We start from the raw sequence: 24978 nt of genomic DNA on the forward strand, positions 1-24978 counted from the left end.
GCCGCATTAACCCCACTTGATCAGTCTCTGCGTCAATTTCCTCAAGGAAAAAGGCGCAACAGGCATGCAGAGTGTTTCAGATATAGCAAAATCAATCGTCGCTCGGGAGGGCGGTTTCGTGAATGATCCCGACGATCCCGGAGGGGCAACCAAATACGGCGTTACGATTCATACGATGCGCCGCCTTGGTCTGGACCTGAACGGTGATGGTACGGTGGGTGTGGCGGATGTGAAGCGCCTGAGCCGAGCGCAGGCCGAAGAGATATTTATCGACCATTATTTTAATCGCCCGGGCATTGCGCGTCTACCAAAGCCGTTGCAGGCAAGCGTTTTCGACATGTATGTCAATGCTGGCACAAACGCTGTGAAAATACTCCAACGCTTGCTGCGCCAGATGGGACAGCAATTGGACGTTGATGGCGCCATCGGTCCGCACACGGTCGCCGCAACCAAGGCGGCTTTCAACGCAGCGCCGGATCATCTGGTCGACGCCTACGGGATCGCCCGCCGCAATTACTATTTCCGTCTTGCGGACAGACGTGCTGCATCGCGTAAATACGCTCGCACAAGGGTTGGTGGCAAAGGTGGTTGGATCCGGCGCGCCGAGGAGTTCATCTCGCCCCGCTATCATCTGTCACAGACGCAGTTTCAGAAAAGGACAGCATCATGGGGTTGATTGGTCAATTGCTGAATATGGTTTTTGGCGGCGGTCGAAATGTTGTGGCTGAGACTGCCGAAGTTTTCCGAGAAAATGCCGAGGCCGGCGCAGTGCGAGAAGCAGATTTGCGTTCACAGACTATGGTGCAGTTTGCCGGCGAATTTGCGCCACGCCAGCGTGGTTGGTTCGACCGGTTGATGGATGGTGTAAATCGCTTGCCACGTCCCGCAATGGCGTTAGGGACGATGGGAATGTTTGTGTCTGCAATGACCAATCCGATTTGGTTTGCTGAAAGAATGCAAGGTATTGCGCTTGTGCCCGAACCGCTTTGGTGGTTGTTGGGGGCCATCGTTTCCTTTTATTTCGGGGCGCGCCATCAATTGAAAGGGCAGGAATTTCAGCATTCACTTGCGGCTACGATGTCCCGCTTGCCAAAGGTTGTAGATAACATCGAAAAACTGCGGAAATTGCGTGCAGATAGCCCCGGTGCGGCTGATACTGGCCCGGATGCAGCTTTGACGCTGGCAAGCGTAGCGCCGGGAGAAAACGCAGCACTTTTTGATTGGCGGCACGCCCGCGGCTGACCTCTGGCCCCGCGACAATGTGATCACTCGGAATCGGGTTTTCACATTGGCCCCCGGGTCGCGGCGATCTATACTACGGGAATGATCACCGAACTTGGCCACTTTTCCCTCGTCCTGGCATTCTTCATCGCCTGCTTTCAGGCGGTTGTACCATTGGTCGGTGCGCACCGGCGATTGCCGGGATGGATGGCCGTGGCCGAGCCCGCAGCGACACTGCAATTCATCCTGACAGCTACCTCCTTTGCGGCACTAACTTACGCTTTTCTGTATTCGGATTTCTCGCTGCGGCTGGTGACCTTGAACAGCCATACGGCCAAACCGCTTTTGTATAAAATTACGGGTGTTTGGGGCAATCACGAGGGATCGATGCTTCTCTGGGTGCTGATTGTCACACTTTTCGGGGCGATGGTAGCGTGGTTTGGCGGCAATTTGCCTCCGGGATTGCGCGCGCGGGTGTTGTCGGTTCAGGCTATGATCGGCGCGGCCTTCTTTGCCTTCATCCTTTTTACCTCAAACCCGTTCCTGCGCATGCCGGTGCCGCCATTTGACGGGCAGGATTTGAACCCGCTGTTGCAAGATCCGGGATTGGCCTTTCACCCGCCGTTTCTATACCTTGGTTATGTTGGCTTATCCATGACGTTTTCCTTTGCGGTTGCGGCCCTGATCGAAGGCCGGGTGGATGCAGCTTGGGGTCGTTGGGTGCGGCCATATACGCTGGCGGCATGGATTTTCCTGACGATTGGTATCGGGTTGGGCAGTTGGTGGGCCTATTATGAACTGGGTTGGGGTGGCTTCTGGTTTTGGGACCCTGTTGAGAACGCCAGTTTCATGCCTTGGCTAATTGCTGCCGCCCTTTTGCATTCTTCTGTTGTGGTCGAAAAGCGCGAGTCGCTTAAAAGCTGGACAATTTTGCTGGCCATTATTGCGTTTGGTTTTTCGATGGTAGGCGCGTTCATCACACGGTCCGGCGTCATAACATCCGTTCATGCCTTCGCCAGCGACCCGGAACGCGGCGTATTCTTGCTTGGCATTCTTGCCATGTTCATGCTGGGCGGGCTGACGCTATTTGCGGCGCGGTCCGGCGTAATGCAAGCGAAGGGCGTGTTTGGTTTGGTCAGTCGCGAGTCGTTTCTGGTGATCAATAACATCCTCCTTTGCGTCGCAGCCTTCGTGGTGTTTGTCGGCACAATCTGGCCGCTGGTCGCTGAACTCTTTTTCGACCGCAAGCTGTCTGTCGGGCCACCGTTCTTTAATCTGGCTTTCACGCCTTTCATGGTGGCGCTCGGGTTGGTCCTGCCTGTTGGGGCAATGCTGCCTTGGAAACGCGCAAGGCTGGGACGAGTTATAAAGTCACTACGTTGGGCTTTCATTCTGGCCGTCGCGATCGGTTGTTTGGCATGGGCGATGCAAAGCGGACGCTCTGCACTTGGACCTGTTGGATTGTTCCTTGCGGCCTGGTTGGTCGCAGGGTCGGCAGTCGATCTGTGGGGGCGGACAGGGCGTGGAAATGACAGGTTTGCACGGTTGACACGCCTGCCGCGCGCTGATTGGGGCAAGGCCGTAGCCCATGGCGGTTTTGGAATAACGATCGCTGGTGTTGCGGCGATGATGGCCTGGGAGGCCGAGGATATCCGCGTTCTGCAGCTCGGTGAGAGCGCCGAGTTGGCTGGTTACACAATTACGCTGGATGGTGTTCGCGACGTCCAGGGCCCCAATTTTCTGTCCACAACCGGAGATGTGACTTTGTCGCGCGCGGGCGAGTTCATAAGCACAATGCACCCTGAAAAGCGGATTTATCCGGTGGCAGGTATGCCTACGACCGAGGCCGCGCTGGACAACGGCATTTTGCGGGACGTCTATGTTGCTATTGGTGACCCACAGGATGGCGGAGGCTGGGCCGTACGCAGTTACTACAAACCCCTTGCGAATTGGATTTGGGGTGGGGCGATCCTGATGGCCCTTGGTGGCGCATTGTCGTTGACTGACCGTCGTTACCGGGTAGCGGCAGGTGCCCGCAAAGCTCCGGCAACCGGAGTGCCTGCGGAATGAGATGGCTGATCCTTTGCCTGTGTCTTACTGCAATGCCGGTTCTTGCGGTGGAACCCGATGAGATGCTTGCGGATCCGCGACTCGAAGCGCGGGCGCAAGTGTTGGATGAAAAAATCCGATGCGTGAAGTGCCGGTCCGAGGTAATAGCTTCATCCAATGCGGACTGGGCGTCGGACGCACGTGTTATCGTCAGAGAGTTGATCTTGGACGGCGCGTCGGATCAGGAAGTTCTAGATTTCTTTGTCGCCCGCTACGGTGAATATGTCCTCATGACGCCTCAGGCCACGGGCTCCACCCTTTTTCTGTGGCTGGCAGGACCCATCATGCTGATGCTGGGCGGTGGGCTGGCCGCTGTTTACATCAGGCGCCGCGCAACCACCAAACCGGCAACCGAATGGGTGCTGAGTGAGGCCGAAGAGGCGCGGCTGAAGCAAATCATGGACGATTGACGCGCCGTTTCCCTTTCGCATCCGCTGCCAATAGGGTTTGATTATGCGCAGAGACCACAAACAAGGGGTGCGCTCGTGAAGGATTATCAAACCATTACGCTTGAAATTGCGGATGACATCGCCGTTTTACGTCTCAACCGTATTGATAAGATGAATGCGCTCAACACGCAGATGCGGGCCGAGATTACCGATGCCGTCACCTTCTCGGGACTGAAAGCGCGTGTCGTTGTGCTGACCGGTAATGGTAAAGCCTTCTGTTCCGGCCAGGATTTGAGCGATAGCGGCAACGCTGCGGCGATTGATCTGGAGCGTGTGTTGCGCGACGAATATGTGCCTATGCTGCGGGCAATTTCGGATTGTCCAATCCCCACGATCAGCGCCGTCAATGGCCCGGCTGCCGGGGCAGGCGCTAATCTTGCCTTGGCCGCAGACTTGGTCATTGCCACGGAAAGCGCCTATTTTCTTCAGGCATTCACGCGAATTGGGCTTATCCCTGATGCCGGCGGTACATATTGGCTGCCGCGCCAGATGGGTGCGGCAAAGGCAATGGGCGCAGCACTTTTTGCCGAACCGATCAGTGCACGTCAGGCGGATGAATGGGGCATGATCTGGGAAGCTGTTGAGGATGCCAAATTCGATGACCTTTGGCATGCGCGCGCGGCCCATCTTGCCCAAGGGCCAACGCAGGCCTATGGCAACCTCAAACGAGCGATACGCGACAGCTGGGAAAACGGGTTCGACAGTCAGCTCGATCTGGAAGCAAAACTTCAAGGGGATTGTGGAAAGACCCGTGATTTCAAGGAAGGCGTTGTGGCTTTTCTGGAAAAACGCCCTGCGCAATATGAGGGGCGATAGGGGCGATGACAATGACGCCGGAAGAGGAGCTTTATGCCCCTGTAAAGGCGTTTCTTGAAGGTCAGGGATATGAGGTAAAAGGTGAGATCGGAGCGGTCGATGTGATGGCCGTGCGCGGTGATGACCTGCCGGTGTTGGTCGAACTGAAAACCCGCTTCAGTCTTGGTCTTTTGCATCAGGGAATTGCCAGGCAATCTGTGAGCGATGCGGTCTACTTGGCAGTACCTCATAAATCCGGGCGCCGCGCATATGCTGCAATGCGGGACAATTGCACGCTTTGTCGTCGTTTGGGGCTTGGATTGATGACGGTACGCCAACGGGATGGCTATGTCGATGTGCTGGTCGATCCGGGCCCGTATAAGCCACGAAAATCCAAAGTAAGGTTGCAAAGGCTTCTGCGGGAATTTCAGCGCCGGGTCGGGGATCCGACCAAGGGTGGGTCAACGCGTGTGGGGCTGATAACCTCTTACCGGCAAGATGCATTGCGCATCGCAACGCATCTGGCTGATCATGGGCCTGCTAAGGGCGCGGATGTTGCCCGTGCTACGGGTGTACCCAATGCGACCCGGATCATGGCCGACGATCATTATGGATGGTTTGAACGGATCAGGATCGGGGTATATGCACTGACGCCCAATGGCTCGGAAGCACTTGTGCAATATGGACGGTTAGAATTTCCGGTTTCGGATTAGCAAACTTGGCGTTGGACATGAAAAAGCCGCCCAGTGATGTGGGCGGCTTTGAAACCAGGTTGGCCGATTAACGTTTTTCGATATCGACATAATCCCTTAGAGTTGACCCTTGGTAGAGTTGACGCGGGCGTCCGATTTTCAGTTGTGGATCGGCGATCATCTCTTTCCATTGCGAAATCCACCCGACTGTACGCGACACGGCAAAGATCGGAGTGAACATCGAGGTGGGGAAACCCATCGCCTCAAGAATGATGCCCGAGTAGAAGTCGACATTCGGGAACAGTTTCTTGTCAGCGAAATAATCATCCTCAAGCGCTTGTTTTTCAAGTTCTTTAGCGACCTGGAGCGTGGGGTTGTCTTCGACGCCCAGCAGTTCCAGAACCTCATCCGCCGATTGTTTCATTACTTTGGCGCGTGGATCGAAGTTCTTGTAGACCCGATGCCCAAAGCCCATCAGGCGGAAATCATCGTTCTTGTCCTTCGCCCGATCAATAAATTCAGGGATGCGATCTACCGTCCCGATTTCGCGCAGCATCTCAAGACAGGCCTGATTGGCACCACCATGCGCAGGACCCCAGAGACAAGCAATGCCCGCCGCGATGCAGGCAAACGGGTTCGCACCCGAGCTTGACGCCAAACGCACGGTCGAGGTCGAGGCGTTTTGCTCGTGATCCGCATGCAGTGTGAAAATCCGGTCCATGGCGCGGCTGAGGATTGGGTTCACCTCATAATCCTCGGACGGCACTGCGAAACACATGCGCAGGAAGTTCGACGCGTAATCGACATCATTGCGCGGATAGATGAAGGGCTGGCCGATTGTGTATTTATAGGCCATCGCCGCGATGGTCGGCATTTTTGCGATCATCCGGATCGACGCGACCTCGCGCTGCCAGGGATCGTTGATGTCGGTGCTGTCGTGGTAGAACGCACTCAGCGCGCCAACAACGCCGACCATGATGGCCATCGGATGCGCATCCCGGCGGAAGCCCCGGAAAAGGAAATGCATCTGTTCGTGCAGCATGGTGTGATTGGTAACGCGGCTTTCGAAATCTTCCAGTTGCGCGGCCGACGGAAGATCGCCGTAAAGCAGCAGATAGCATACTTCGAGATAATGTGATTTCTCGGCCAGCTGGTCGATGGGGTAGCCCCGGTGCAGCAATTCACCTTTGCCGCCATCAATAAACGTGATCGTGCTGTCACAGCTCGCGGTCGAGGTGAAGCCCGGATCATATGTGAACACGCCAGCTTTGGCATAAAGCTTGCGAATGTCTATGACATCTGGCCCGGCGCTTGGTGAAAAAATGGGCAGTTCATAGGAGTTTCCGCCGATATCGAGCTTTGCGGTTTTGTTGCTATCTGCCATTTTCATGTCCTCCGTCAGAGCGCCCGCGCAAGATACGCTATTAGGCTGCTTAATTCACTTGGCCTTTAGAACGTGTTAATCGCTCTTGCAGGCAGCATCTGTAAGTCGGGCAACAGATTCATCCTGCCCAAGCACCAGCATCATATCGAACACACTGGGTGTTACGCTTCGGCCCGCCAATGCAGCCCTGAGTGGACCTGCCAGCTTGCCAAACTTCATCTCATGATCTTCGGCAAACTGATTTGCAGTAGCCTCAAGTTCCTCGCGAGACCAAGTAGCATTTTGCAGATGCGGCGTCAATTCTTTCAGTATACCACGGGATACATTATCAAGGTTTTTTGATGCTTTGTCATCTGGTTCTATTGGTCGATCACTCAGAATAAACTGAGCTTTTTCAATTAATTCTGGGAAGGTCTTCGCGCGTTCTTTGAGGCAGTACATACCTTTTTCAAAAAGTGCCTTCTTGGCGTCGGAAAGAGGGGTCTGACCGGTTATGTCCCTGAAATCCACCAAATCATGCAGCAGTGCAGCATCTTGGGATGCGGCGATATGCTGACCGCAAAGATTTTCCAGTTTCTTGAAGTCAAACCGCGCGGGTGATTTGCCGATACCCTTCAGATTGAACCATTCCCGTGCCTGATCATCGGTAAAAAACTCATCGTCCCCGTGGCTCCAGCCGAGACGCGTCAGGTAATTGCGCATGCCGGATGCGGGGTATCCCATGGCACGGTATTCCTCGACCCCCAAAGCGCCGTGGCGTTTGCTGAGTTTCTTGCCATCAGGCCCGTGTATCAGCGGAATATGCGCCCAGACAGGCACGTCCCATCCCATCGCCGTGTAAATACCCATCTGTCGGGCCGCATTGTTCAAATGGTCGTCGCCCCGGATCACATGCGTTACGCCCATGTCGTGATCATCTACGACAACCGCCAGCATGTAGACAGGTGTTCCGTCGCTGCGCAGCAGGATCATATCATCCAACTGGTCGTTGCGAATGGTCACATCGCCCTGCACCTGATCGTGAATTACCGTTGTGCCCTCGGACGGCGTGCGCAGCCGGATCGCGTAGGGCGCATCCGGGTGGTCCGAGGGATCAACATCGCGCCAGGGGCTCTGAAACAGGGTCGAGCGCTTTTCAGCTTGCGCGTCTTCGCGGAATTTTGCGATTTCTTCCTGGCATGAAAAGCATTTATAGGCCTTGCCCGCTGCCAGCATTGCATGTGCCACCTCTGCGTGGCGTGCGGCATTGTCAAACTGGCTGATTGCATCCCCATCCCAATCGAGCCCGAGCCAGCGCATTCCATCCAGAATGGCCTGAGTTGCCGCCTCGTTCGACCGCGCCCGGTCGGTATCTTCGATTCGCAATTTGAATTCGCCGCCGTGATGGCGCGCGAACAGCCAGTTGAACAGCGCCGTGCGCGCCCCGCCGATATGCAGAAATCCGGTGGGCGAGGGGGCAAAACGGGTCACGACCTTCTGCGACATGGGGCAAATTAACCTTTCGGTAACGGTGATGGCGATAGCGTTAACGCCTGTCTATCGACCCGTCCGAGGGGTGACAAGTCTTGGCCGTCTGGCACAACTTGCAAACCGTGTGGTTAACGCAGCGGGGCTATTTGTTTCCGTGGGTGCCCGTATGTCTGGCGGTCGGAATAACGACCTATTTCACCATCAAGACCGAGCCGCCGCCCGAGATTTTTTTCTGGATTGGCGCAGGCTCATTACTGCTTGTTGTCCTGACCCGCTGGGTCGGTGTGCAGGTGTCGCCCTTCCTTTGGGTGATCGCGCTTTTCGGGATGGGGTTCTGTCTGGCGGGATTGCGTGCCCATCATGTGGAGGCGCCTGTCATCGGATGGCGATATTATGGCCCTGTCGAGGGACGTATCGTCGGTATAGACCGGTCTGCCAGCGATGCGGTCCGGTTGACGCTGGATCAGGTTATCCTGCGGGGGTTAACACCTGCTAAGACGCCCGAGCGGGTGCGTTTGTCGCTTCACGGAGAGCAGGGGTTTGTTGACCCGGTGCCGGGGCTGCGTGTCATCGCGACGGCGCATATCTCACCCCCGGGAGGGCCGGTTGAGCCGGGCGGTTTTGATTTCCAGCGGCATTCCTGGTTTCTCAAGCTGGGCGGCGTCGGCTATACCCGCACGCCACTTTTGGCTATTGCGCCGCCCGATGATGGTCAGATGCTTTTCAAGGCCCGTATGGGCCTTTCGGCGCGGGTTCAGGCCGCGCTTCCGGGGGAGACTGGCGCCTTTGCCGCCGCCATCATGACCGGCGATCGTTCTGGTATGGGGCAAGAGACATTGAAAGCGCTGCGGGTGTCAAACCTGGCGCATCTTCTGGCCATTTCGGGGCTTCATATGGGGTTGCTTGCGGGCTTTGTCTTTGCCGTTTTTCGATTGAGCTTTGCCGCTGTCCCGGTGGTTGGCCTGCGCGTACCCGCCAAGAAACTGTCGGCGATTATGGCGTTGATCGTCGCCGCCGGATATTTGGCCTTATCTGGCGGGAATGTCGCCACCGAGCGCGCCTTTGTAATGGTTGCGGTCGCATTGGTTGCCGTGCTTTTTGACCGGCGGGTCTTGAGTTTGCGTGCCGTGGCCGTGGCGGCGGTGATTGTGCTATGCCTCAGGCCCGAGGCGCTGCTGGGGCCGGGCTTCCAGATGTCTTTCGCGGCGACCACCGCGCTGGTGGCCGTTTTTGGCTGGCTCAGGGACCACAAGATCAAGCTTGGGCCCCCTTGGATGCAGCCTGTTGCTGCCGTCGTGATCTCGTCTTTGGTGGCGGGGCTGGCGACGGCCCCGGTGGCCGCTGCGCATTTCAACCAGATTGCCCATTATGGGTTGGTCGCAAATCTGGTCAGCGTACCGCTTATGGGGATCCTGGTGATGCCTGCCGCGGTGCTGGCAGCGTTTCTGCTGCCCATCGGATTAGAAGGGATTGCACTCTGGGTTATGGGCCTAGGTTTGCGCTGGATTCTGGGCGTCGCACATACGGTGTCCGGGCTTGAAGGTGCCCGCGGCACGGTTGTCAGCCCGGAACCGTTTGTGTTGCCCCTGATGATGCTGGGGGCGCTTGTGATCGTGCTATGGCAGGGTCGGGCACGGGTCGTGGGGGTGGTGCCGGTGATCCTTGCCTTTGCATTCTGGTCGCAGACCACGCGGCCGGATGTATTGATTGCCGATACGGGCGCGCTGGTCGGTGTCATGACGGATGAGGGCCGCGCGCTCAGCAAGCCGCGCGGTGCTGGTTTTGTGGCTCTTAACTGGCTGGAAAATGATGGTGATGCCGCTGAACAGGAGGGCGCGGCAAAACGCTGGAACTTGGCCCTGCCGGCGGCCTACAACATAACAACCATTCGCGGGAAACGCGCCGCCGAAGCTTTGACGGATTGCGCCGATCAAGAATGGGTGGTGATGAATGTGGACCCGCCACATGACTTGCCCTGCAAGGTCATCCACCCGAAAACCCTAAAGAAATCCGGGGCGCTTGCACTCTACCGAACAGATCAGGGGATTAGGACGGTGACCGCGCGACAGATCACTGGCGCGCGGCTTTGGAATAGTCAGTAAGAGCGGATCAGCCCCACCAGGCGGCCCTGTACCTTGACCTTGTCTTCGGGGAAAACACGGGTCTCATAGGCCGGGTTCGCAGCTTCCAGTGCAATGGCATTCCCCTTGCGGAAAAAGCGTTTCAGGGTCGCTTCGTGATCTTCCACCAGGGCCACGACGATATCGCCATTATCCGCTATGCTGGTTTCCCGGATCACCACGACATCGCCATTATTAATACCGGCGTCGATCATAGAATCGCCTTTGACCTCAAGCGCGTAATGCTCTCCGGAGCCGCTCAGCATGCTGCCGGGCACGGCCACGTTGTGCGACGCATGAGAAATCGCCTCAATCGGGACACCGGCCGCGATCTGCCCCATCACGGGCAGTTCCACCGCTGCGGCGGCTTCGACGGGTTGGGCATTTGCGGGCTTGGCGACATCCGGTTTGTCGCCGTCGATCACACGTGGCGAAAAGCCGTGTGTTGCTTCACCACCAAGGGATTCGGGCAGTTTCACGATCTCAAGCGCACGGGCCCGGTGGGCGAGGCGTCGGATAAATCCGCGCTCTTCCAGCGCCGTGATCAGCCGGTGAATCCCGGATTTTGACCGCAGGTCCAGCGCTTCTTTCATCTCGTCGAAACTGGGGGGAACGCCGTCACGTTGCACACGTTTATGGATAAACTCCAATAAATCCAACTGCTTCTTGGTCAGCATTTGACAGATCCTCTGCTCAGTGCGTTTTGTTTTGTTCTACGCATGTTCTTGTTTTGTGTCAACTGTGGATAAAAATCGACAGGTCACCCTTTCAGGATGGTTTCGAAGGTCGAACGGGGCTCTAGATTCGGCGTCGGCAGAACCCGAATAACACGGATTTCAGCGAATCTTGGTTAACGGCCTGAAAAACAAGGGAATCCGCTGTCGGTATAACGTCGGTATTTTGTCGGTATTACGTCGGTGCCGGTATCGGTACGCGGGCAGGTTAACCGGACGTTCGGCGCGTAAAGCTCCGGCAGAGTTCGTGAGAGGGATCAGTCTTGAGTAGAGGGGAGAGGCGAGGTCTTTGAGCTGTTGCGGGCACGCAGAGAATGCCCGCAAACTTCTTTCTCAGGGGCTACGCCGCGGCCTCAAACCGGATTTCACCGTGATGCAAAAAGCACGCCTTGTCGAAGGCCGACAGATCGAGAGGGTTGGGCAGGCGCACGTCGGAAAGGTCCGGCATCGCCTTGCCTGTCAGGTCAAACGAGCGATCGACCTGCGCGATCAGCACGATTATGCCACCTTTGGTGCTGGCAAAGGCGCGCAGCGCGTCGATCTGATCTTGTAGGTCCGGGTTGGTGCGCTTCTGGTCGAGAAGCTGCATGTAGTCGATGACGGCAATGGCGTTCCCGTCCGTCCGGGCCAGTCGGCGCAGGATGTAATCGGCGCAGATATTGTCGGACGTGTCGATTTCGACCGGGTTCGAGGCAGCGGTTTGCGGGAATTCCAGATCACGAAAGCGGTTCGCAACGTCCCGTTCGTGATAATCCAGCGTAAAGAAGAAACCCGCCTTGCCCAGAAGTCCGGCCCGTGCCGCAAGTTCGAGACCGAGAAGGGTTTTGCCGTGACCGGGTCTGGCAGCCAGCAGAACCATATCGCCGGGATGTAAACCCGCAAGGATGGTCGCAGCCGGGTCGGGTTGCGATGCGCGGGACACCAGATGGCTCCAGCCGCGAAAGCCTTCAATAACGGCGACGCGGTCCAGCGCCTGATGCAGGGGGATGGATTTTTCGCGCGCCAGCAGTTTGGCGTTGCGCTTCAGTTTATAAATCGGGGCGGATAGATGCATGTTGGATACTCCTTTTTCGAGCGGTTGGCGCAATCCCTCCTTATGCGTGTGCTCGAACGGAATGGTCCGGATTTGCAGTGCTCTGCATGTCAGATGCTGCCCCGGCGGAGGGGGGAGGCCCGAGCAAGGCCCTGACTGGAACCATAGCCGGGCAGGGCGCGCCGCTCAACAGGTGATCGTGATGTTCCGGGGTGGGTCGCGACGCGGCGTATAAGTGTTGTCAGATCGGAAGATATTCGACCGTATCACCGGCGGCGCGCGCGCTATCGCCTGCGGGGCGGATCAAAAGCGCGTTGGCGTCGGCGAGAACGGTCAGCAGAGAGCTGTCCTGCCGGGTTTCGGCGGTGATCTCGCCATTGCGCACGAAGGCGCGCATGTAATGTTCGCGCGGGCCGTTTTCAGGCAGATCTTCGGCCAACCGGGCGCTGAGACGAGGGGACGGTGCAGCCCCAAGCCCCAGCATCGCGCGGATGACCGGGGCCAGAAAGACATGACCGCAGACCATCGCGGATACCGGATTACCCGGCAGGCCGATCATCACCGCATCCCCCATGCGGCCCGCCATCAGCGGTTTGCCGGGGCGCATGGCGATCTTGTAGAAGGCGCGCTGCATGCCCAGATCCTCGGCAACATCGCCCACCAGATCATGATCGCCGACGGACGCGCCGCCGATGGTGACAATGAGGTCGGCATCGCTGGCCAGGTCAAACGCGGCCTCTAGCAGCGGACGGCTGTCCCCGGCGATGGGCAGGATGCGCGCACGGGCACCGATGCCATCCAGCAGCGCCTTGAGGCCAAAGGTGTTCGAGGCGATGATCTGATCGGGGCCGGGGTCCTCGCCGGGCATCACCAGCTCGTCCCCGGTGGAAATCAGCGCCACGTTCGGACGGCGGGCCACGGAAACCTCGGCGATGTTCATCGAAGCGAGCAGGGCGATGTCCGAAGGACGCAGAAAGCGTGGTGCTCTCAGCCGGTCGCCCACGCGGAAATCGGCCCCGAGTGGGCGGATGTTATCGCCACCGCCCAGGCGGTCGGTCAGGGTGATGCGGTCGCCCTTGCGGTTGACATCTTCCTGGATCACCACGCGGTCGGCGCCGCCGGGCACTGGCGCGCCCGTAAAGATGCGAACGACCTGACCCGGCCCGCACTGGCCGTCAAACGCATGCCCTGCCGCCGATTCTCCAATGACATCGAAGGACGCGCCGATTTCGGCCTCATCGCCCATGACCGCGTAACCATCCATGGCCGAGGCGGCAAAAGGTGGCTGATCGCGCGTGGCAATGGCGTCCTGGGCCAGCACCCGGCCCGTGGCTTCGGTCAGTGGCACGGCCTCGGTGCCCGTCTTGGCGACAAGTGAAAAGAGATGCTCAAGCGCCTGATCGACCGAGATCATTTGGCCTCGTACCGCCCTGATTTTCCGCCGTCTTTCAGGATGACGCGGGTGCCGCCGATTTCCATGCCGCGATCCACCGCCTTGCACATGTCATAGACGGTGAGGGCGGCGATATTGGCGGCGGTCAGCGCCTCCATCTCTACCCCGGTCTGACCCGTGGTTTTGACCGTGGCCTGGATTTGAACGCCGGGCAGGTCCGGGTCGAGCGATAAGTCCAGCGTGACCTTGGTGATGGGTAGCGGGTGGCAAAGCGGAATGAGGTCGGCGGTTTTCTTGGCGCCCATGATCCCGGCCAGCCGCGCCACAGCCAGAACGTCACCCTTCTTGGCGCGGCCTTCTGCAATGATATCAAAGGTTTCCCGCAGCATCTTGATGTGACACGCCGCAATGGCAACGCGGTCGGTGACGGCCTTGTCCGATACATCGACCATATGGGCATCGCCCTTGCCGTCAAAATGCGTGAGGCCCGCCACTTACATGCCCCCGGGGGTCAGCGGCGAGGCCAGAATATCGCGGGTGGCCGCGGTCACGTCATCGGCGCGCATCAGGGTTTCGCCGATCAGGAAGCTGCGCGCGCCGTAACGGGCCATATCGGCCAGGTCTTCGCGCGTGGCCAGCCCGCTTTCGCAGACGATCATCCGGTCCAGTGGTACCAGTTTCGAGAGTTTGCGGGTGGTATCGAGCGTTGTTTCAAAAGTGTTGAGATCACGGTTGTTGATGCCGATCATCGGCGATTTCAGCGCCGCGGCGCGCTCCAGCTCCGATTGGTTATGCACTTCGATCAACACATCCATGTCCCAGTCCATCGCGGTCTGTTCCAATTCGGCTGCCTGGCTGTCTTCGACGCTGGCCATGATGATCAGGATGCAATCCGCGCCAAGCGCACGTGCTTCGACAACCTGATAGGGGTCATACATGAAATCCTTGCGCAGGACCGGCAGGTCGCAGGCATTGCGGGCCTGTGGCAGGAATTCCTTGGCGCCCTGAAAGCTGGGCGTATCTGTCAGCACGGACAGGCAGGCAGCACCACCTTCGGCATAGGCGTGGGCCAGAACCGCCGGGTCGAAATCTTCGCGGATCAGACCCTTGGAGGGGCTGGCCTTCTTGATCTCGGCGATCAGCCCGTAGCCGTTCTGTGCCGCGTATCGCAGGGCATCGGTGAAACCGCGCACTGGTCCGGCCTCCCGGGCGCTGGCTTCAACGGCGTCCAGGGGGGCGTCCGCCTTGGCGGCGGCCACCTCATCCAGCTTGTAAGCCTTGATTTTTTCCAGAATCGTGGGGGTGCTCATTTGGCCTCCGATGTCAGGGTGGCTAGGGCGTTGATTTTCGCCAATGCAGCGCCACCGTCAATGCTTTCGGCGGCCATGGCAACGCCGGTCTTGAGATCGCTGGCAGCGTCGGCGACAACAAGCGCAGCGGCGGCATTCAGCAGAACCGCATCGCGATACGCCCCGGGTGCGCCGTTCAACAGCGCGCGGAAGGCGGTGCCGTTTTCTTCGGGCGTGCCGCCGAGGATATCTTCGAACGGATGGACGGGCAGGCCGAAATCCTCGGGGTGCAGTTCAACCTCGCGGATGCTGCCGTCCTTTTCCAGCGCACAGACCCAGCTGATGCCGGTGATCGTCATCTCATCGGTGCCGTCGCTGCCATGCACCAGCCAGGCGTGTTCCGAGCCGAGCTGGCCCAGGGTTTCCGCCATCGGGCGGATCATCTCGCGTGAAAACGCGCCGGTCAGTTGACGTTTGACGCCTGCGGGGTTGGTCAGGGGGCCAAGGATGTTGAAGATTGTGCGGGTGCCCAGCTCGGCCCGCACGGGGCCCACATGGGCCATCGCCGGGTGATGCATCGGCGCCATCATGAAGGCGATGCCGACCTCGGCCAGGGCGCGGTCGACGACATCCGCCCCGACCATGACGTTGACGCCCATCTGGCCCAATGCGTCTGCCGCGCCGGATTTCGAACTGAGATTGCGGTTGCCGTGCTTGGCCACCGGCACGCCCGCGCCCGCGACGACAAAGGCGGTTGCGGTCGAGATGTTGAGCGTGCCCTTGCCATCGCCGCCGGTGCCCACGATGTCCATTGCGCCTGCGGGTGCCGTGACCGCATTGCATTTGGCGCGCATCACGGCGGCGGCGGCGGCATATTCATCTACCGTTTCGCCGCGGGTGCGCAGAGCCATCAGCAAGCCACCGATCTGGCTGGGCGTGGCCTCACCTTCGAAGAGGATATTGAACGCCGTCTCGGCCTCGGCCCGCGTCAGGGGCCGGTCAGCCGCCGTGCCAATCAGCGGTTTGATGTCGTCGCTCATGCAGGCACCTTCATCGTATCAAGAAAGTTCTTGAGCAACGCGTGGCCATGCTGCGAGGCAATGGATTCCGGGTGGAACTGCACCCCGTGGATCGGCAATTCGCGGTGCCGCAACCCCATGATCGTGCCATCCTCAAGCTCGGCATTGATTTCAAGGCAATCGGGCAGGCTGTCGCGTTCGACCACCAGCGAATGATAGCGCGTCGCTTCAAACGGGGAGGGCAGGCCAGAGAACACGCCGGTGCCTTCGTGATGCATGATCCCCATCTTGCCATGCACGATGTCGGAATGGCGGATCACCTTGCCACCAAAGGCCTGGCCGATGGCCTGATGGCCCAGGCAGACACCCAGAAGCGGGGTTTTCGTCTCGGCCGCGGCCTCGACCAGCGCCAGGCAGATGCCCGCCTGATCGGGATCACAGGGTCCGGGGCTGAGCAGGATACCGGCGGGGTTCAAGCCCATCGCTTCCTGCACGTTCAGCGCATCGTTGCGGTGTACGACGACATCCGCCCCCAGCTCGCCCACATAATGCACGAGGTTATAGGTGAAACTGTCGTAGTTATCTATCAAGAGCAGCATCTTGCCAGTCCTTGCGTTTGAGGGGCTGGAGGCCCCATATAGGGTCGCGCTATACTTGTTCAGGGTTGCACGGCACCGTCAAGGGGCGCAAAGCTGGGAAAAAGGCAAATAGAGGGGCAAAGGCAGTGGCACGCGGAACTTTATCAGGCATGATCGCCGGAACGGTGGTGTCGGGGCTTGTCGTGGGCACGGCATCGGTGATGACCGAGGTGCCGGGGGCAGGAGCCCCGGACGCGACGGCAATCGAAGTACCTGCCGGATCCGAGTTTGATCAATCGCGCGACGACACCCAAGCCGATCTGCCCGAGACGCAGGAAACACCCGATGCTGGCGATGTGGCCAAGATCGCGGCACCCGAGCCGGATGACCTGAGCACGATCGACACGGATGCGACGCAAAGCGCCGCCCAGCCTGAGACCGACGATGCCGATCTGGCGATGAATGCGCCCGATGCCGGTGACAGCGGGGCTGGCATTGCCGTGGATACGGATAGCCCGGTGCTGCCCAGTCCGCAGGCCAACGCCCCCGAGGCACCGGCGAGCGAAGAAGAGCTTTCGATCTCGACCGAACCTGCGCAGCCTGCCCTGCCGGAGCCTTCGGAAGAGGAATCGGCCTTTCCAGAGCAAAGCGCACCGGAAGGTGAGGGTGCGGCACTGGATACCGGAGAGACACCAGCGCAAGACGGCGACACCACGGCCGAGGATACCGTGACCGGCATGGCGACCGAACCGGAGGCGGACCTGCCCCAAGCTGAAAAATCGGACGCCGCCGAGGCCACCGAGACGACAACGGATGAGAGTGCCGAGAGCGTCGATGTTCAGGACCAGGTGACCGAACCGGCGCTGCCGATCGTCGAAGCACCCGATGCCCTTCCGGAAGAAACGCCAACCCCGCCGGAAGAAGATACCGCCGCATTGGCCGAGCCTGAGAAACCATCCGGCACGATCACGAATATCGCACCCAATGTGACGACGAACAGGTTGCCCTCAGTCACGGCCGAACCCGAGCCCCCCGCGGATGCTGGAAGTGAGGATGGCGTGACCGAAGAGGACGTGGCCCAGGACGCGGCCCCGGCCCCCGATGATGACAGCTTGCCGCCGATCAAGCGATTTGCCGCGGCGTTCGAGAACCCCGATGACAAACCGATGATGTCCATCGTGCTGATTGATGATGGCAGCAGTCCGATCGGCCTTGAGGCGCTGAAAAGCTTTCCCTATCCGCTGAATTTCGCGGTGGATACGGGTTGGCCCGGCGCAGGGGATGCGATGCAGAAATATCGCGAGGCCGGTTTCGAGGTTCTGGCGATGATCGACTTGCCGGAAGGGGCCTCTGCCACGGATACCGAAGTGTCGGTGCAGGCCTACCTTGAGCGTGTGCCGCAGGCCGTTGCGATCATGGAGGGCGACGAGGGGGGGCTGCAAGCCAACCGTGATGCCAGCGGGCAATTGGCGCAGATCCTGCGCGATAGCGGTCATGGTGCGGTGATGTTCCCCAATGGGCTCAACACGGCGCAAAAACTGATCGCGCGTGAGGGCGTGCCCTCGGCCAGCGTGTTCCGCGATTTTGATGCCAAGGGGCAGAATGCCACGGTGATCCGGCGTTTTCTGGATCAGGCCGCGTTCCGCGCGGGCCAAGAGGAAAAGGGCGTGATCATGGTGGGCCGGTTGCGCGCCGACACGATCAGCGCGCTGCTGCTCTGGGGCTTGCAGGATCGGGCCGGACGGGTGGCAGTGGCGCCGGTCTCAGCCGTTTTGACAGCAGAATAGCCTAGGCATCGCGCCACGCGCCGGTGTCCAGACCGTCAAGGCACCAGTCTCCCACCCGCCAGCGCACCAGCCGCAGCGTCGGGTGGCCGACATGGGCCGTCATCCGGCGCACCTGCCGGTTGCGCCCTTCTGAAATGGTGATTTCCAGCCAGCAATCGGGGACCGATTTGCGAAAGCGCACGGGCGGGGTGCGGGGCCAAAGGTCTGGCGGGTCGATGCGGCGTATCTGTGCCGGGCGGGTGGGGCCGTCTTTCAGGGTCACGCCTGTGCGCAATGCGTCGAGCGCGGCGTCATCGGGCAGGCCTTCGACCTGTACCAGATAGGTCTTTTCCATCTTGTGGCGCGGATTGGCGATACGGGCCTGTAGCCTGCCATCATCGGTCAGCACCAGCAGCCCTTCACTGTCCCGATCCAGCCGTCCGGCAGGGTAGACGCCCGGCACGTCGATATAGTCCGACAGGGTGGCGCGCGGGCTGTCCTGACTGCCCTTATCGGTGAATTGCGAAAGCACGCCGAAGGGTTTGTTGAAGAGGATCAGGCGCGGCATGGTGAAGGTCTGGCGGGGGGAGACCCCACCCTAGGAATTGCCATTGCCGGTGAAGCGGGCGGCGTCGGCGGCAGCCCGTCGGATGGCGTTGGATTTATGCACGGTTTCCATATATTCCGCCTCGGGGTCGCTGTCATAGACAACGCCGCCCCCGGCCTGGATATAAAGCTTTTCGTCCTTCACCACGGCGGTGCGCAGGGCGATGCAGACATCCATGTCGCCGTTCGAGCTGAAATAGCCCACGCCGCCGCCATAGACGCCGCGCTTTTCCGGCTCCAGCTCGTCGATGATCTCCATCGCGCGGACCTTGGGCGCGCCTGAAACCGTGCCTGCGGGCAGACCGGCCAGCAGCGCGCTGAGTGCGTCCTGATCCTCGGCCAGCTCGCCCACGACATTGCTGACGATATGCATCACGTGGCTGTAGCGTTCGATGATGAATTCTTCGGTCGGGCGCACGGTGCCGATCTTGCTGACCCGGCCCGTATCGTTGCGCCCGAGATCGAGCAGCATCAGGTGTTCTGCCAACTCCTTGGAATCGGCCAGCAGATCGGCCTCATGCGCGCGATCCTCTTCCGGGGTGGCACCGCGCGGGCGGGTGCCGGCAATGGGGCGGATCGTGACCTCGTCGCCAAACACGCGCACCAGGATTTCAGGGCTGGCGCCCACCACCTGAAAGCCGCCGAAATTGAAATAGAACATGAAGGGCGACGGGTTGGTACGCCGAAGCGAGCGGTAGAGTGCGAAAGGTGGCTGGCGAAACGGCTGGGTCCAGCGCTGGCTGGGCACAACCTGAAAGATGTCGCCCGCGCGGATGTATTCCTTGGCCTTCTCGACCGCGTCCTTATAGCCGTCACGGGTGAAGTTCGACACCGGCGGCGCGTCTTCATGCGCCTCGCCCAGATCGCGGGCCTGCTGGGGCAGGGCGCGTTCCAGATCGCGGACCGCGTCCATCACCCGTTCTGCCGCCTGCGCGTAGGCCGCGCGCGCGCTAAGCCCCGAATTGGCCCAGGCGGGGCCCACGACGATCACCTCGCCATTGACACCATCGAGAACGGCCACGACCGACGGGCGCAGCATCACCGCATCGGGCAGGCCCAGCGGATCGGGGTTCACGTCGGGCAGATGTTCAACCAACCGGATCATGTCATAGCCCAGATAGCCAAAGAGCCCCGCACTGGCGGCGGGCAGACCGTCGGGCAGGCCGATCTGGCATTCGCCGATCAGGGCGCGCAGATTGTCCAGCGGCGCGCCTTCCTGCGCCTCGAAACTGTCAGGGTCCAGACGTGCCTGTCGATTGATGCGGCTGGCCTCGCCATGACACTGCCAGATCAGATCGGGTTTCATGCCGATGATCGAATAGCGCCCGCGCACCTCGCCGCCGGTCACCGATTCCAGCATGAACGCGTCACGCGCCGCCGCTGTCAGCTTGAGCATCAGCGAGACCGGCGTGTCCAGATCCGCGGCCAGACGGGCATAGACCACCTGATTGCGCCCGGCCTCGAAGCCCTTGGCGAAATCGTCGAAACTCGGCGTCAAATCCACGGGCTTGCTGCTCCTACTGGAAATTCGCGTGCACGGCGTTAAGCGCCTGCTGGTTCACGCTGATGCCGACACGGCTGCGAATATCGGCGGCCAATATCTGGTACAGGTCCTGCGCCACGCTGTTGGCATTCTGTTCAGCGATGCTTTGCCGTAAGGTGGTCAGTTCCTCGTCCGACTGGTCAGGCTGCCTGATATCGTCCAGACGCAACACGAAAACGCGCCCGCCCCCCTGGATCAGTTCGACATCGCCCTTGGCCATGCCGAACACGGTGTCGGCGAGTTCCGGCGGCACATCTGCCTGCGATCCGCGACGGTTGAGGCCGGTTGCGGCCTGTGGTGTCATGCCCAGCTCTTCGAACGTGGTGCCGGATTTAAGCTCGGTTGCCTGGGCCTGCACCTGCGTATTGAGCGCCTCTTCGACGGCTTGCAGGCGCCATGCCTCTTCGGCCTGTTCGCGCACTTCTTCAAGCGGCAGCAGGGCGGGGGGCACAACCTCGTCCAGGCGCATCGCGAAAATCCCGCTATCTTCCAGTTGCGCGACATCCGGATAATCCTCGGCCGTGATTGACGCGGCGGCGACGCGGAATGAGTCGTAGGCGGCAATGTCATCGCTGACACCTTCGTGCCAGTCGATCTGCCCCAGTTGCATCTCGGTCTCGGCAGAGAGGTCTTCGATCGTGGCGCCCCCGGCAAGCAAATCATCCACGCTTTCGATCTGCGCGTCGATCACGCGGCGGGCGCGATCTGCGGCCAGTTCATCGCGAAGCTCGGGCTGGGCATCCTCGAAACTGGTTTCCTGTGCGGCCAATACCGCGTTTATCCGGAAAAGCGCGGGGCCGATCGGGCTGTCCAGCGGACCCACGATATCGCCGGCGGAGGCTGCAAATACAGCATCCCCGGCGCCATCCAGGTCGATTTGACGTACATCGCCAAGATCAATATCCGCCAGTTCCAGCCCGCGTTCTTCGACAACGGCCTCAAAACTGGTCTCGCCCCCGGTGATGCGAGCAAGCGCCGCGTCTGCGGCGGCGGTATCGGCAAAGGCCAGACGTTCGACCAGCCGCCTTTCGGGCTGACGGTATTCTTCGATACGCTCGTCATAGGCGGCGCGCAGGGCGCTTTCTTCCACCTCGACCGTGTCGATGATCATCTCGGGTGTCAGCCAGGCATAGGTCAGGCGCTTGATCTGGGGGGTGGTGAACTCTGCCGGGTTCGCATCGTGATAGGCTTGCAGATCCTCCTCCGATGGCACGGGCAGGCCGGTCTGCAAATCATCACGGTCCAGCACGGCCCATGTGATGTCACGTTCTTCGGCAAGAAAGCGCAGCAACGTGTCCGTATAGGCCTCGGGCGCGTGCACGCCCGCGATGACCGCATTCTGCAACAGGGTGCTGGCTTGCTGGGCACGCAGATCGGCCTCGAAATCACCTTCGTTCATGCCCGCGCGGTCCAGCGCAAAACGATAGGCTTCGCGGTCGAAACTGCCATCAATGCCCTGAAAGGCCGGAATGCGGGTAATCTGCTCACGCAGGTTCGCGTCGCCGATGGAGATGCCAAGCCGCCGGGTTTCTTCCTCAAGCGCTGTGACCGACACAAGCTGCGACAGGACCGAGGCGTCGATTCCGGCCTGCTGTGCCTGCGCAAAGCTGACCGGCGCGCCCAGTTGGGCGGAATAGGCGTTGATCTGGTTTTCCAGCGCGCGGGCATATTCGTTGATAGTGATCTCGCTTTCGCCAACCGCGCCAACGCTGCGCACATTCCCCGACAGGTTCGAGACGCCAAAGCCGCCCAGCCCCAGGATCAGCAGGCCCATCAGGATCCAAACCAGTGTTTTCGAGATGCTTTTGCCCGCCATGTGGCCCCTCATACGCTTCTAGGGATAGGATTTCTTCGCGACTGTCTACGCGCTGCCCGCAGCAGGAGCAAGGGGCCAGTCCAGCGCTTCGAGACGGTCAAAAAGCTGACCGATCCCGGCGCGATCCACATTGGCAAAGGCGACGCGCATCTGGCGCTTGCCCGCGGCGTCACCGTCTGGGGTGAACATGGTGCCGGGCAGCACGAGCACGCCCGCATCGGCCACCAGTTTCTTTGCTACCTCGTCCGAGGCCATCGCGAACGGGTGCTGCATGTAGGCGAAATAAGCGCCACAACCCAAAAGCTGCCAGCCTTTTGCCGTGAGCCGGGGCATATTGTCATTGATCGTTGCGCGCCGGTCGAGGATTTCGGCGCGTTCCCCGGCCAGCCATTGCGTCAGGTTTTGCATCCCCCAGAGGGCTGCAATCTGGCCCAGCTGGTTGGGGCAGATGGTGACCGTATCGAGGAATTTCTCGGCCTCGGCCAGACGTGTGGGCGAGGCGATCATGGCGCCAACACGGTGCCCGGTCAGGCGAAACGCCTTCGAGAAGGAATAAAGCTGGATCAGCGTGTCATCCCAATCGGGATCGGTGAAAAGCGCGTGCGGGGCGCCGCTTCGGGCATCGAAATCGCGATAGGTCTCATCAACAATGAGCGCGATGCCCTTGTCGCGGGCCAGATCGAAGAAGGCCCGCACCAGGTCGGCGGGGTATTCCACGCCGCCGGGATTGTTGGGGGTGACCAGTGAGATTGCCCGTGTGCGATCGGTGATCAACCGTGCCGCGTCCTCCGGATCGGGGAGAAGGTCCGCCCCGGCAGGCAGGGCCACCGACCTAACACCAGCCATATCCAACCACATTTTATGGTTGAAATACCAAGGGGTTGGAAGGATAACTTCATCTCCGTCCGCGCAAAGCGTGGTGATCATTGCACAGAACGCCTGATTGCAGCCCGAGGTGATCGCGACATTCTCTGACGTGACCTGTCCGCCATAGGCTGCGCGCCACTGCAATGCCACTTCGTCGCGCAGGGCTGGCAGGCCCAGAACCGGGCCGTAAAGATGCGCTTCGGGCGTGTTCAGCGCGGCCTCTGCGATCACCCGGCGCAAGGGTTCGGGCGGCGGATCGACCGGCGCGGCCTGGCTGACATTGATCAGCCGGCGGTCGGGCGGAAACTCGACGCCCTGCAACCAGCGCCGGGCCTCCATGACAGGCGGGAAAAACGTTGTGGCGGTGCGGGGTAATGGCATCAGGGTCTCCGGTGGATCAGGTCAGGTGCCGCGATAGGGTTCGACATATTGCAGGGCCATGTCCCACGGGAAAAAAATCCATGTATCCTGACTGACCTCGGTGATGAAGCTGTGCACCTGCTCGCGGCCCTGCGGCTTGGCATAGATGGTGGCCACATGCGCCTTGGGCATCACGGCGCGCACAACTTCCAGCGTGCGACCGGTATCCACCAAATCGTCGACGATCAGCACGCCGGTGCCGTCGCCCACCAGATCCATGTCGGGTGACTTGATCACACGCGGTTCGCTTTGTTCCTGGTGGTTGTAGCTTTTGACGCTGATCGTATCGACAGTGCGGATATCAAGCTCGCGCGCGACGATCATCGCGGGTGCCATACCGCCGCGTGTAATTGCGACAACGGCCTTCCAGGCGCCCTCATCCGGGCCTTTCCCGTCCAGCCGCCAGGCCAACGCGCGCGCGTCGCGGTGCAATTGGTCCCAGCTGACGTGAAAGCCTTTTTCGTGGGGCAGGCGGTCGTTCATAATCGTATCTCCTTGACTCATCCGCGCATAGCGCAATCCGGCCCCAAACGAAAGCCGCAGTTTGAAAGCCGGCCAATCCCGGATACAGTTGGGACACGGGATATCGAGGGCCATGTCATCGCGCGTTCTTACATCACATTGGCGGTTTGAAGCTGCGGTCGAAGAGGTTGCGGACATTCTTGGCGATGTCGAACGCCTGCCGGACTGGTGGGGCGATGTGTACCTGTCCGCGCGTATAATCGAGCCGGGAGGGGAAGATGGGCTGGGCCGGAAGGTGGCCTTCCACAGCCGCGGGCGTCTGCCCTACACGCTGAATTGGCAGGGCACGATCATCAAGGCCAACCGGCCCACAAGCTGGACCATCCGCGCCGAGGGCGATTTGCTGGGCCAGGGCGTCTGGACGCTGACACAGGAGGGCGGGATCGCCGATGTTCGTTATGTCTGGACGGTCGACGTGGGCAAACCCGTCCTGCGCCTGCTGGCGCCGCTGTTGTGGCCCGCCTTTACCGCCAATCACCGGTGGGCCATGGCACGGGGTGAGGCTGGTCTTCGGCAGGAATTACGCCGCCGTCGTCGTGGCTAGGCGCGGTCCAGCATCAGGCGCAGGCCAAGTGCGCCAAGCACCGCTGCGGTGATGCGATCGAGCTTTGGTTTAAGTCGGAGATATCCGTCACGGGCCTGCCGCGTCGACAGGACAAAGGCGAAGGCGGTATAGGCGACGGATTCGACAATAAACTGGTTCAGCACAACGATGGCCTTGCCCGCGAATGCCATATCAGGCGGGAAAATCACCAGAAGAACCGCCGAGGCGAATAAAACCGACTTGGGATTTGCCAGATTGACCAGCGCGCCTGCCACAATTGCATTTCGCGTACTGACATTGCCACCGGTTCTGATCGGTTCCGCCGCGTGTCGCCATGTCGAGATTGCCAGCCAGACCAGATAGGTTGCGCCGATCAATTTGAGGGTCATGTAGGCCCAGGGGAACATCTGGAAAATGACGTTCAATCCCAGCAACGCCGCAGCCGTCCAGCCAGCAGCGACAGCACCCAGGCCGATCCCAAAGAGGATGCCAGCCTGCCTGCCGGATACCAGTGTGGTGCGCAGCGCCATCAGCATGGCGGGGCCGGGGCTGACCAGCGCTGCCAGCAGCGCCAGGTTGAAGACAATGAGATGCGTGGCGTCCATGAC

General features: G+C 60.2%; 24 protein-coding genes. 9 read left to right on the forward strand and 15 right to left on the reverse strand.

Annotation, left to right across the window (positions count from 1 at the left end):
• Window positions 1-64: 64 nt before the first annotated feature.
• From Q1B27_RS01210 to Q1B27_RS01235, 6 genes are all read left to right on the forward strand, one after another.
• Window positions 65-676 (forward strand): holin-associated N-acetylmuramidase, encoded by a 612-nt coding sequence (locus Q1B27_RS01210; RefSeq protein WP_299842401.1) that lies wholly within the window; start codon window positions 65-67, stop codon window positions 674-676.
• Complete coding sequence (locus tag Q1B27_RS01215) at window positions 667-1242, forward strand: holin family protein (protein ID WP_299842404.1); 576 nt, start codon at window positions 667-669, stop codon at window positions 1240-1242. The genes Q1B27_RS01210 and Q1B27_RS01215 overlap by 10 nt, the downstream gene beginning before the upstream one ends.
• 81 nt (window positions 1243-1323) lie before the next feature.
• The gene (locus Q1B27_RS01220; RefSeq protein ID WP_299842407.1) at window positions 1324-3291 is read left to right on the forward strand and encodes a heme lyase CcmF/NrfE family subunit; all 1968 of its coding nucleotides are present in this window, start codon (window positions 1324-1326) and stop codon (window positions 3289-3291) included.
• Entirely contained in the window at window positions 3288-3740 is a 453-nt protein-coding gene (locus tag Q1B27_RS01225) for a cytochrome c-type biogenesis protein (RefSeq protein WP_299842410.1), read from the forward strand. Before Q1B27_RS01220 ends, Q1B27_RS01225 begins: the two co-directional genes overlap by 4 nt.
• A 75-nt stretch (window positions 3741-3815) precedes the next feature.
• A complete protein-coding gene (locus Q1B27_RS01230; protein WP_299842413.1) occupies window positions 3816-4595 on the forward strand; it encodes an enoyl-CoA hydratase-related protein in 780 nt (259 codons plus the stop codon).
• Between the two features lie 11 nt (window positions 4596-4606).
• Window positions 4607-5287, forward strand: a complete 681-nt coding sequence (locus Q1B27_RS01235) for a DUF2161 domain-containing phosphodiesterase (protein WP_299842416.1) — start codon at window positions 4607-4609, stop codon at window positions 5285-5287.
• Between the two features lie 67 nt (window positions 5288-5354).
• Here Q1B27_RS01235 and gltA read toward each other — a convergent pair whose 3' ends face one another.
• Window positions 5355-6650, reverse strand: coding sequence for a citrate synthase (gene gltA, locus Q1B27_RS01240; protein ID WP_299842419.1), 1296 nt, complete (start codon window positions 6648-6650; stop codon window positions 5355-5357).
• A 75-nt stretch (window positions 6651-6725) separates the two neighbouring features.
• Complete coding sequence (gene gltX / locus Q1B27_RS01245; protein WP_299842422.1) at window positions 6726-8135, reverse strand: glutamate--tRNA ligase; 1410 nt, start codon at window positions 8133-8135, stop codon at window positions 6726-6728.
• 131 nt (window positions 8136-8266) lie between these two features.
• Between gltX and Q1B27_RS01250 the strand changes: the two genes are divergently transcribed.
• The gene (locus Q1B27_RS01250; protein ID WP_299842425.1) at window positions 8267-10222 is read left to right on the forward strand and encodes a ComEC/Rec2 family competence protein; all 1956 of its coding nucleotides are present in this window, start codon (window positions 8267-8269) and stop codon (window positions 10220-10222) included.
• Here Q1B27_RS01250 and lexA read toward each other — a convergent pair.
• The 7 genes from lexA to Q1B27_RS01285 all read right to left on the reverse strand — a co-directional run bounded on the left by lexA (window position 10216) and on the right by Q1B27_RS01285 (window position 16307).
• Window positions 10216-10917 (reverse strand): transcriptional repressor LexA, encoded by a 702-nt coding sequence (gene lexA, locus Q1B27_RS01255; protein ID WP_299842428.1) that lies wholly within the window; start codon window positions 10915-10917, stop codon window positions 10216-10218. The genes Q1B27_RS01250 and lexA overlap by 7 nt on opposite strands.
• A 397-nt stretch (window positions 10918-11314) precedes the next feature.
• Window positions 11315-12028, reverse strand: coding sequence for a DNA helicase (locus Q1B27_RS01260; protein ID WP_299842431.1), 714 nt, complete (start codon window positions 12026-12028; stop codon window positions 11315-11317).
• Window positions 12029-12248: 220 nt separating this feature from the next.
• On the reverse strand, window positions 12249-13421 hold the full coding sequence (glp, locus tag Q1B27_RS01265) for a gephyrin-like molybdotransferase Glp (RefSeq protein WP_299842434.1): 1173 nt from the start codon (window positions 13419-13421) through the stop codon (window positions 12249-12251).
• Entirely contained in the window at window positions 13418-13894 is a 477-nt protein-coding gene (gene moaC, locus Q1B27_RS01270) for a cyclic pyranopterin monophosphate synthase MoaC (RefSeq protein WP_299842437.1), read from the reverse strand. The genes glp and moaC overlap by 4 nt, the downstream gene beginning before the upstream one ends.
• Window positions 13895-14710 (reverse strand): indole-3-glycerol phosphate synthase TrpC, encoded by an 816-nt coding sequence (gene trpC / locus Q1B27_RS01275; protein WP_299842440.1) that lies wholly within the window; start codon window positions 14708-14710, stop codon window positions 13895-13897.
• The gene (gene trpD / locus Q1B27_RS01280; RefSeq protein ID WP_299842443.1) at window positions 14707-15729 is read right to left on the reverse strand and encodes an anthranilate phosphoribosyltransferase; all 1023 of its coding nucleotides are present in this window, start codon (window positions 15727-15729) and stop codon (window positions 14707-14709) included. The genes trpC and trpD overlap by 4 nt, the downstream gene beginning before the upstream one ends.
• Complete coding sequence (locus Q1B27_RS01285) at window positions 15726-16307, reverse strand: aminodeoxychorismate/anthranilate synthase component II (RefSeq protein WP_299842446.1); 582 nt, start codon at window positions 16305-16307, stop codon at window positions 15726-15728. The genes trpD and Q1B27_RS01285 overlap by 4 nt, the downstream gene beginning before the upstream one ends.
• Before the next feature lie 125 nt (window positions 16308-16432).
• Between Q1B27_RS01285 and Q1B27_RS01290 the strand changes: the two genes are divergently transcribed.
• Complete coding sequence (locus Q1B27_RS01290) at window positions 16433-18073, forward strand: divergent polysaccharide deacteylase family protein (protein WP_299842449.1); 1641 nt, start codon at window positions 16433-16435, stop codon at window positions 18071-18073.
• 1 nt (window position 18074) lies between these two features.
• Here Q1B27_RS01290 and Q1B27_RS01295 read toward each other — a convergent pair whose 3' ends face one another.
• Genes Q1B27_RS01295 through gpt form a run of 5 tightly spaced genes read right to left on the reverse strand, consistent with a single transcriptional unit; the run spans window position 18075 to window position 23787 of the window.
• A complete protein-coding gene (locus tag Q1B27_RS01295; RefSeq protein ID WP_299842452.1) occupies window positions 18075-18620 on the reverse strand; it encodes a pseudouridine synthase in 546 nt (181 codons plus the stop codon).
• A gap of 30 nt (window positions 18621-18650) precedes the next feature.
• On the reverse strand, window positions 18651-20162 hold the full coding sequence (trpE, locus tag Q1B27_RS01300; protein ID WP_299842455.1) for an anthranilate synthase component I: 1512 nt from the start codon (window positions 20160-20162) through the stop codon (window positions 18651-18653).
• A 13-nt stretch (window positions 20163-20175) separates the two neighbouring features.
• Entirely contained in the window at window positions 20176-22017 is a 1842-nt protein-coding gene (locus Q1B27_RS01305; RefSeq protein ID WP_299842458.1) for a peptidyl-prolyl cis-trans isomerase, read from the reverse strand.
• Window positions 22018-22062: 45 nt separating this feature from the next.
• A complete protein-coding gene (locus Q1B27_RS01310) occupies window positions 22063-23265 on the reverse strand; it encodes an aminotransferase (protein WP_299842461.1) in 1203 nt (400 codons plus the stop codon).
• 21 nt (window positions 23266-23286) lie between these two features.
• Entirely contained in the window at window positions 23287-23787 is a 501-nt protein-coding gene (gpt, locus tag Q1B27_RS01315; RefSeq protein WP_299842464.1) for a xanthine phosphoribosyltransferase, read from the reverse strand.
• Between the two features lie 112 nt (window positions 23788-23899).
• Between gpt and Q1B27_RS01320 the strand changes: the two genes are divergently transcribed.
• Window positions 23900-24370 (forward strand): hypothetical protein, encoded by a 471-nt coding sequence (locus Q1B27_RS01320; RefSeq protein WP_299842467.1) that lies wholly within the window; start codon window positions 23900-23902, stop codon window positions 24368-24370.
• On the opposite strand, the gene Q1B27_RS01325 is transcribed toward Q1B27_RS01320, so the two are convergent.
• Complete coding sequence (locus tag Q1B27_RS01325; RefSeq protein ID WP_299842470.1) at window positions 24367-24975, reverse strand: LysE family translocator; 609 nt, start codon at window positions 24973-24975, stop codon at window positions 24367-24369. The genes Q1B27_RS01320 and Q1B27_RS01325 overlap by 4 nt on opposite strands.
• Between the last annotated feature and the right edge of the window lie 3 nt (window positions 24976-24978).

It is taken from the genome of uncultured Roseovarius sp., from assembly GCF_947489715.1.
Lineage (GTDB): Bacteria > Pseudomonadota > Alphaproteobacteria > Rhodobacterales > Rhodobacteraceae > Roseovarius.

Excerpts from the sequence above, each read along its gene's own strand:
- Q1B27_RS01210 (WP_299842401.1), top strand. The coding sequence starts at position 65 with ATGCAGAGTGTTTCAGATATAGCAAAATCAATCGTCGCTCGGGAGGGC.
- Q1B27_RS01215 (WP_299842404.1), top strand. The coding sequence starts at position 667 with ATGGGGTTGATTGGTCAATTGCTGAATATGGTTTTTGGCGGCGGTCGA.
- Q1B27_RS01220 (WP_299842407.1), top strand. The coding sequence starts at position 1,324 with ATGATCACCGAACTTGGCCACTTTTCCCTCGTCCTGGCATTCTTCATC.
- Q1B27_RS01225 (WP_299842410.1), top strand. The coding sequence starts at position 3,288 with ATGAGATGGCTGATCCTTTGCCTGTGTCTTACTGCAATGCCGGTTCTT.
- Q1B27_RS01235 (WP_299842416.1), top strand. The coding sequence starts at position 4,607 with ATGACGCCGGAAGAGGAGCTTTATGCCCCTGTAAAGGCGTTTCTTGAA.
- gltA (WP_299842419.1), bottom strand. The coding sequence starts at position 6,650 with ATGGCAGATAGCAACAAAACCGCAAAGCTCGATATCGGCGGAAACTCC.
- gltX (WP_299842422.1), bottom strand. The coding sequence starts at position 8,135 with ATGTCGCAGAAGGTCGTGACCCGTTTTGCCCCCTCGCCCACCGGATTT.
- lexA (WP_299842428.1), bottom strand. The coding sequence starts at position 10,917 with ATGCTGACCAAGAAGCAGTTGGATTTATTGGAGTTTATCCATAAACGT.
- Q1B27_RS01260 (WP_299842431.1), bottom strand. The coding sequence starts at position 12,028 with ATGCATCTATCCGCCCCGATTTATAAACTGAAGCGCAACGCCAAACTG.
- glp (WP_299842434.1), bottom strand. The coding sequence starts at position 13,421 with ATGATCTCGGTCGATCAGGCGCTTGAGCATCTCTTTTCACTTGTCGCC.
- trpC (WP_299842440.1), bottom strand. The coding sequence starts at position 14,710 with ATGAGCACCCCCACGATTCTGGAAAAAATCAAGGCTTACAAGCTGGAT.
- trpD (WP_299842443.1), bottom strand. The coding sequence starts at position 15,729 with ATGAGCGACGACATCAAACCGCTGATTGGCACGGCGGCTGACCGGCCC.
- Q1B27_RS01285 (WP_299842446.1), bottom strand. The coding sequence starts at position 16,307 with ATGCTGCTCTTGATAGATAACTACGACAGTTTCACCTATAACCTCGTG.
- Q1B27_RS01295 (WP_299842452.1), bottom strand. The coding sequence starts at position 18,620 with ATGCCGCGCCTGATCCTCTTCAACAAACCCTTCGGCGTGCTTTCGCAA.
- Q1B27_RS01305 (WP_299842458.1), bottom strand. The coding sequence starts at position 22,017 with ATGGCGGGCAAAAGCATCTCGAAAACACTGGTTTGGATCCTGATGGGC.
- Q1B27_RS01310 (WP_299842461.1), bottom strand. The coding sequence starts at position 23,265 with ATGCCATTACCCCGCACCGCCACAACGTTTTTCCCGCCTGTCATGGAG.
- gpt (WP_299842464.1), bottom strand. The coding sequence starts at position 23,787 with ATGAACGACCGCCTGCCCCACGAAAAAGGCTTTCACGTCAGCTGGGAC.
- Q1B27_RS01320 (WP_299842467.1), top strand. The coding sequence starts at position 23,900 with ATGTCATCGCGCGTTCTTACATCACATTGGCGGTTTGAAGCTGCGGTC.
- Q1B27_RS01325 (WP_299842470.1), bottom strand. The coding sequence starts at position 24,975 with ATGGACGCCACGCATCTCATTGTCTTCAACCTGGCGCTGCTGGCAGCG.